8 protein-coding genes, 1 tRNA gene and 1 pseudogene are annotated in these 6159 nt (G+C 36.2%); 4 read left to right on the forward strand and 6 right to left on the reverse strand.

Annotation, left to right across the window (positions count from 1 at the left end):
- A partial coding sequence (locus tag GZA11_RS15855; protein ID WP_163183607.1) for an IS3 family transposase occupies positions 1-127 on the forward strand: 127 nt, incomplete at its 5' end.
- A gap of 43 nt (positions 128-170) precedes the next feature.
- On the opposite strand, the gene queG is transcribed toward GZA11_RS15855, so the two are convergent.
- Positions 171-1316 carry a tRNA epoxyqueuosine(34) reductase QueG gene (gene queG / locus GZA11_RS15860; RefSeq protein WP_163184368.1) on the reverse strand — a complete coding sequence of 382 codons (1146 nt, stop codon included), beginning with the start codon at positions 1314-1316 and terminating at the stop codon, positions 171-173.
- Positions 1317-1422: 106 nt separating this feature from the next.
- Here queG and GZA11_RS15865 point away from each other — a divergent pair, with 106 nt between their 5' ends.
- Positions 1423-2094, forward strand: coding sequence for a B3/B4 domain-containing protein (locus tag GZA11_RS15865; RefSeq protein ID WP_038540048.1), 672 nt, complete (start codon positions 1423-1425; stop codon positions 2092-2094).
- A 247-nt stretch (positions 2095-2341) separates the two neighbouring features.
- Here GZA11_RS15865 and GZA11_RS15870 read toward each other — a convergent pair.
- The 3 genes from GZA11_RS15870 to GZA11_RS15880 all read right to left on the reverse strand — a co-directional run bounded on the left by GZA11_RS15870 (position 2342) and on the right by GZA11_RS15880 (position 3451).
- Positions 2342-2415 (reverse strand) — tRNA-Gly (locus tag GZA11_RS15870).
- A 194-nt stretch (positions 2416-2609) separates the two neighbouring features.
- A complete protein-coding gene (locus GZA11_RS15875; RefSeq protein WP_163184369.1) occupies positions 2610-2882 on the reverse strand; it encodes a DUF4190 domain-containing protein in 273 nt (90 codons plus the stop codon).
- 320 nt (positions 2883-3202) lie between these two features.
- Complete coding sequence (locus GZA11_RS15880) at positions 3203-3451, reverse strand: PepSY domain-containing protein (RefSeq protein WP_038540042.1); 249 nt, start codon at positions 3449-3451, stop codon at positions 3203-3205.
- Between the two features lie 248 nt (positions 3452-3699).
- Between GZA11_RS15880 and GZA11_RS15885 the strand changes: the two genes are divergently transcribed.
- Positions 3700-3948: a hypothetical protein gene (locus GZA11_RS15885; RefSeq protein WP_163184370.1), complete on the forward strand. Its 249-nt coding sequence runs from the start codon at positions 3700-3702 to the stop codon at positions 3946-3948.
- Positions 3949-4170: 222 nt separating this feature from the next.
- Here the strand turns inward: GZA11_RS15885 and GZA11_RS15890 are convergent, their stop codons facing one another.
- The gene (locus tag GZA11_RS15890; RefSeq protein ID WP_163184371.1) at positions 4171-4608 is read right to left on the reverse strand and encodes an Hsp20/alpha crystallin family protein; all 438 of its coding nucleotides are present in this window, start codon (positions 4606-4608) and stop codon (positions 4171-4173) included.
- Positions 4609-4760: 152 nt separating this feature from the next.
- Positions 4761-5492, reverse strand: coding sequence for a hypothetical protein (locus GZA11_RS15895; RefSeq protein WP_163184372.1), 732 nt, complete (start codon positions 5490-5492; stop codon positions 4761-4763).
- 164 nt (positions 5493-5656) lie between these two features.
- Between GZA11_RS15895 and GZA11_RS15900 the strand changes: the two are divergent.
- Positions 5657-6159, forward strand: a pseudogene (locus GZA11_RS15900) (IS21 family transposase); the annotation flags it as partial.

Raw genomic sequence — 6159 nt, forward strand, 5'->3', positions numbered from 1 at the left:
AAGAACATTGAAGGAATTGAAGTCAAAAATTAATCATTACATGGTTTACTATAACAATTACCGCTATCAGTGGAATTTAAAAAAGATGACCCCTATTCAGTATAGGAATCATCTTCTAGCTGCTTAATCTCTTTTTTTAAAGTGTCCTTGACATGGGTACCATTTTACTATTATTCGCTCTTTTCATCCTTGCAAAGACTTAATCCCTTTTCAATTTCTTTTAGAACAGCCGGATCCATTTCCCGTTCTTTTGCTTCCTTTAAGGCAGTAAGCGCCTCTTCTCCACCAATTTTTCCTAGTGCCCAGGCTGCCGTTCCTCTAGACACCACACTAGCTTCTTTCTCTAATACATCCACTAGATCTGGTATAGCCGATTTGTCCTTAAAATGGGCCAATGCTAACATTGCGTTCCTTTGAATCGGTTTCTTCCCTCTCCAAGCTCCAGCCAAATATCCGAACTTTGATTTAAATTCTCGGTTGCTTAATTTCAGGATTGGCTTCAGCAATGGCTTCACAATCTCTGGGTCGGGCTCCATCTCCTCATGAAAATGAAAGTTTTTACCCTTATTATGCGGGCAAGCGGTTTGACAAGAGTCACATCCATATAGACGGTTGCCAATTTTTTCCCTAAACTCATCCGGAATAAGTTCTTTTGTCTGTGTTAAATAGGAAATACAGCGTTGTGCATTAATTTGTCCTCCTTGAACTAGTGCACCGGTTGGACAAGCTTCTAAACATTTCGTACAGGAGCCACATTGGTCTTCCACTGGCGTATCAGGAGGAAAAGGAATATTTGTAATCATCTCACCTAAGTAAACATAGGAACCAAACTCGGGAGTAATAATCGCACAGTTTTTTCCACTCCATCCAATGCCAGCCCGTTCGGCCACTGCCCGATCAGAAAGCTCGCCAGTATCAACCATCGATTTTAATCGAGCTTCTGGTAGTTTCGATAAAATAAATGCCTCAAGTTTTTGAAGTCTTTCCCTTAGGATATGATGATAATCCTGTCCCCAAGATGCGCGTGCAAACATCCCCCGTCGCATTCCTTTTTTTCCTTCTACCCGATCTGTCATTTTTGAAGGATAAGCAAGGGCAATGGAAATAATAGATTGAGCCCCATCTAACAATAGTCCCGGAGTGACTCGCTTTTCGATATCCGGCTCTTCAAACCCAGATTGATAACCTAGTTCCTGTTGTCGAATCAAGCGGTTTTTTAATTCTTTAAAAGGTTCTGCAGAAGTAAATCCTATCTTATCAATTCCTATTTCTTTACTATAGGCAATGATTTCTTGTTTTAATTGTTGAGCGTCCATCATTTACCTCCCTTCACTTACGTTTATCTATATCAAATGGGTTATTTTTTAGGTTGCACATCTATCTATGATAAACTATTTTTAGATAAATTTGGAGGTGGAATCGTTGGAAATTGAGCTTTCATCGGAAATTACTGAACTAATTCCCAATTTTAAATTAGGTGTAATTGAATATAAGAATATTACTATTGGAGATTCACCGCAAATGCTTCGAGGGAGACTCCAGCTTTTCCAAGAATCTATTTATTTTGATTTAGAAGGAAAAAGTGTAACCGATCTTCCCGGCATTCAAGAATGGAGAAAAATCTTTAAATTAATAGGGAAAGATCCAAACCGTTATCGCCACTCAGCCGAAGCTTTGTATCGAAGAGTTCAAAAACAAAATTATCTTTCTTCTGTTCAAAGTGCAATTGATTTAAATAATTTCTTCTCACTAAAATACCAGGTACCAGTGGGTATTTATGATTTGGATTTGCTCCAAGGACCAGTCAAAGTGCGCATTGGCATGGAAGGCGAAGAATACATAGGTTTAAATGGGAGGAAAAATTCAGCGGAACATCTTTTATTGACATTCGACCAAAAAGGACCATTTGGAACACCCTTCGTTGATTCGGAAAGAACAGCTGTAACAAATGCAACAAAAAACGCCTTACAAATCGTTTATATAAGACCATCTACAGATTGTACAAATGCCCATAAAATGACAGAATCACTCATGAACATGTTTGTTCAAATACATGGAGGAGAAGCTTCGTATCAAATAATTGGGTGTCTATAACCAGAAAAGTGCAAGTCCCCCTACTTAGCGGCGTACGGCCTAGAGCTCTCCAATTGAGATAAAGGAAGTATGATGAAACGAAAGGTGATTCGATATTGACTCATCGTAGGGCGGGGAGTGTTGGCTTCTCGCCAACTAAGGGGTTTACGAAAGACAGTTCTCGAAATCAAATATACTTTTAAATAAATAAATAAAAAAACGCAACATATCGTTCTTTTGCGAAACAATACACTGCGTTGATTATGTATGGAGCGGGTGATGGGAATCGAACCCACAACAACAGCTTGGAAGGCTGTGGTTTTACCACTAAACTACACCCGCACTTTATATAAATTTGTCGAATTAATGAACCATCGACGTTTATTATAATACATAGAAATGCCGTGGTCGTCAAGAGCAAATTGCAGGTTTTTGTCGAATTTTTTTAGAAAATATTAAAGTACATTTTTGCTGTTAAATGGGAAATAAAATGAGCACTAAATGTGCTCTATTTTTGTTAGCTATTTTAGTCTTTTTTAATTGGTTATATAACTGAATACTGAAATAAAGGCAACATACCCTAGTATCAATAAAAGATGAAGAACAATTCCAACAATACTACAAATAAACCCTACAGTTGCTAACGCTTTGCCACTTTCATTTGTATTATTAATCTGTTTTACAGCTTTCCTTGAAAAAACGATTCCAATAATCCCTAAGATCAAACCAATAAAAGGAATAAATAATGATAAAATACCAACTGTTATAGAAACTACTGAACTATTATTTATTTGATTTTGTTCTGACATTTCTTTTCCCCCTTTTAGATAACTTTACCATTTTTTATCAAACTTGGATATATCTTAAACCTTTTATTGGTGAACTCTTAGGGGATTGATCATTTACATTAAAAATTTACATGCTACTTCTTCGAGTACCAACGAAGTTTGATCGATTTTACAATCCACTTTTGTAAACGCAAAAGGATGAATCATAGAAATATTACCTATATCGTGAAGCAATGTGTCATCAAAATAATCTCTTTACAAACTGATGACCAAGATTAAAAATAATAGGAACATGTTAAAGATCGAAATTGACTGAAGCTTCCCTAGATAATAAGTATTTATTAATCAAAATCAATTTCTTCTTCTACTTTTAGTATCCTTCCTGATCTCGCCAGAATTTCTACTTCAAATAACCTGTTATCTTCTGTTAATATGAACACTTCATAAACTAAAACACCATTTTCTAAATCCATATCTACGTGTTGAATGGTCCCAGGCACACGATTAAGGGCAATTTCTTGAGCTTGCTCCTTTGTAATTCTTTGTCTATACATGGATGAAGGAGTGTGATAATAATAATTTCCGTTCATTTGTAAATTTCCTCCCCAACAAAAGTTCAACTCATTTATCCATATGTAGTAGACAAATTTTTTGTGTAAATCCCTACCCAATTTCTTTAGTGATACTTCTTAAATAATAGAATGATTATTCACACAGTGATTTAATTCAAACTTGTTGAATAAATGATTGTTGAATGTTGTCTCTTTCCAATTAAAAAAACTTATGATTCAATTAGAACGTAAAAGTATACAATTGGAAATAATGTTTGGGTGATTAAATGTATTGGAAACTAAGAATACCTTTATTTTTATTAGTGTTAGGAACCATTTCTGGTCTAGTTCAACAATATCCAAAAGTCTTTCTTGTATATACCAATTATTTTATAAGAAGTGCTGTTTTTATTGGTCTCATTGGCATTATCTTTTCCATTTTAGAAATGACAAAAATGAACGAAAAAAAAGTTCATTTTACGGTCGGTATTGTTTTAATTTTCATAGGTGTTTTAATTGATTATTTGATGGAATAAAACCATAGAACTTTCACAAACATTTAAGTTGTGAAAGTTCTATTTCCAAAATATACAATATCGTTTTCAAAGCAAAAAAAACATTACTTCATTAAGAAGTAATGCTTATTACACTTATTAATCACACTGTAAAATCATTCATATTACTTTTTTGAGAAGAAGTGTTTCTTAGATAATCCTTTATAGAACTCTTTCTTAACTGGTATTGATCCACTCATTTTCTTAATGGAATTGTACGTCAATTTTATTTTTGGTGTTTTGGGTTAGTTTTGGCATTCTTACTTCGAGTACGCCATTTTTATAAGTGGCCTTAACTCCTTCACTAGAAACAGGACTAGGTAGTGAAACAGTTCTATGAAAACTACCAGTATAGCGTTCTTTTCTATACATATTCTCTTCTTTAACTTCGTTCGTTTTATTCATCGTGCCACTAATGGTTAACATATTGTTTTCAATATCAATGTTGATGTCCTCTTTCTTTTCAATGCCAGGAATATCACAAGTGGCTATCACTTCATGGTCAGTTTGGTGAACATCTACCCTAATGTTTCCAAGATGGTTTTCATGAGCAAAATCAAAAGGGAAGTTAGAAAAAAAACGGTCAAAGTCTCTCCTTACATTGGCTAATTGTCTAAATGGATCATAAGGTGTTAATGCCATAAGTACAGCCTCCTATGTGATTTTTTTTACTTTTGTATTATTTACTCTTAGCTGTAAGTTATTCGCATTAACAAGTTAATTCTTATTGAATTACCATTCGAAAAACAACATAAGGAACTCCACTTTAAAAAATGCTTTGCAAAAGAATAGGTTTACCCATTTCGATTCATTTGGAATCTTAATGCGGCATTTACAAAATTTTTAGCTGCCCCCTCACAAGAATTCAAATATATATGTGCATAGCTTGCCACGACATTTTGTTGATGAAAACCGTCAATATACTCACGCCCGTCACTGGTTTTTGCAGTATAGAAATCCGATGAAATCTCAGAGCTTGCGACCCGAGACTGGTGAAACTCCTGACCGCGAATGACCGTTCCGGCACAACCGAGTAACGAATCGTGACGTGTTGTCAGCTCGATGTATCGAATTTGCAAATAGGACGAGTCCATCACAAAATCAACGGGTAAAACACCACTCATTGAGTAGGTTTTTCCGACAAATCCAGTCAGCGAACGCCCGAGATAAATCAGTCCTCCACATTCGCCGAAAATCGGCATTCCTAGTTTAGCAGCATGACGCAGTTGCGCAGCCAGATTGACGTTATCCTCGAGTTCACGAGCGAAACTCTCTGGATATCCACCGCCAAAATACACAGCATCCGTAACAGGAGGCAACGTGTCTCCCTTGATTGGGGAAAACTCCACGATTTCAAATCCCGCCTCTTTCAGAGCTAATAAATTTTCCTCATAATAAAAACAAAACGCAGCATCACGGGCGACAGCTAAACGAGCAGATTGTGTGCGAATTGCAAGCTTCGAGGATGAAGATTTTGGGATTTTATTTGCTTTTAACTCCAATCCAAAAATCTTATCGACATCCATTTGCTTTGCGACGTGATTTAATGTTTATGGCAAACTAAAAATGTACAGTTTGGCAATTAATTTATGTAGCCCTTTTCGGGCATAAAAAAAACCACTTGCCAACATCCCTACATTCAAATACACTTCCTGTTATTGGGCAAAAATGACAGGAGGCGATGAAGGAGATGTTAGCAGTGGCAGAAATTAATTATATCAGACATGAAGCAAATAAAAAAGGGCGTTCGTATAGCTCTATTGCCAAACAAATGAGTCGAGACCGTAGAACGGTTCGGAAATGTGCAGAGATGGAGGATTTTAGTCCTTCAGAAGTACCAAAGCAAAAACGAAAAGCAAAAGTCATGGATCCTGTGAAACCGATTCTAGATCAATGGCTTCAAGAAGACTTGAAGAAGAAAAAGAAGTTTCAACGAACTGCTCAACGGATGTATACGCAACTTGTCGAAGAATATGGGTTTGAAGGTTCCGCACGATCCGTTCGGCATTATGTATCCCAACGTAAAAAACAGCTTTCCGAAGAGACAGAAACAGCTGCATTGCCATTAGAGTCAAAGCCAGGAACAGCTCAAGTGGACTTTGGGGAGGCACCATTTAAATATCGTGGAGAAGTAGTGACATGGCCATATTTGGTTTTATCGTTTCCCTATAGTAATACCTTTTACGTTCAGGT

Origin of the sequence: Neobacillus sedimentimangrovi, from assembly GCF_010614825.1 — a bacterium.
In the GTDB taxonomy this organism is placed as follows: domain Bacteria; phylum Bacillota; class Bacilli; order Bacillales; family Cytobacillaceae; genus Neobacillus; species Neobacillus thermocopriae.

Coding starts and splice junctions, on each gene's coding strand:
- queG (WP_163184368.1), bottom strand. CDS start 1,316: ATGGACGCTCAACAATTAAAACAAGAAATCATTGCCTATAGTAAAGAA.
- GZA11_RS15875 (WP_163184369.1), bottom strand. CDS start 2,882: ATGTCAGAACAAAATCAAATAAATAATAGTTCAGTAGTTTCTATAACA.
- GZA11_RS15880 (WP_038540042.1), bottom strand. CDS start 3,451: ATGAACGGAAATTATTATTATCACACTCCTTCATCCATGTATAGACAA.
- GZA11_RS15885 (WP_163184370.1), top strand. CDS start 3,700: ATGTATTGGAAACTAAGAATACCTTTATTTTTATTAGTGTTAGGAACC.
- GZA11_RS15890 (WP_163184371.1), bottom strand. CDS start 4,608: ATGGCATTAACACCTTATGATCCATTTAGACAATTAGCCAATGTAAGG.
- GZA11_RS15895 (WP_163184372.1), bottom strand. CDS start 5,492: ATGGATGTCGATAAGATTTTTGGATTGGAGTTAAAAGCAAATAAAATC.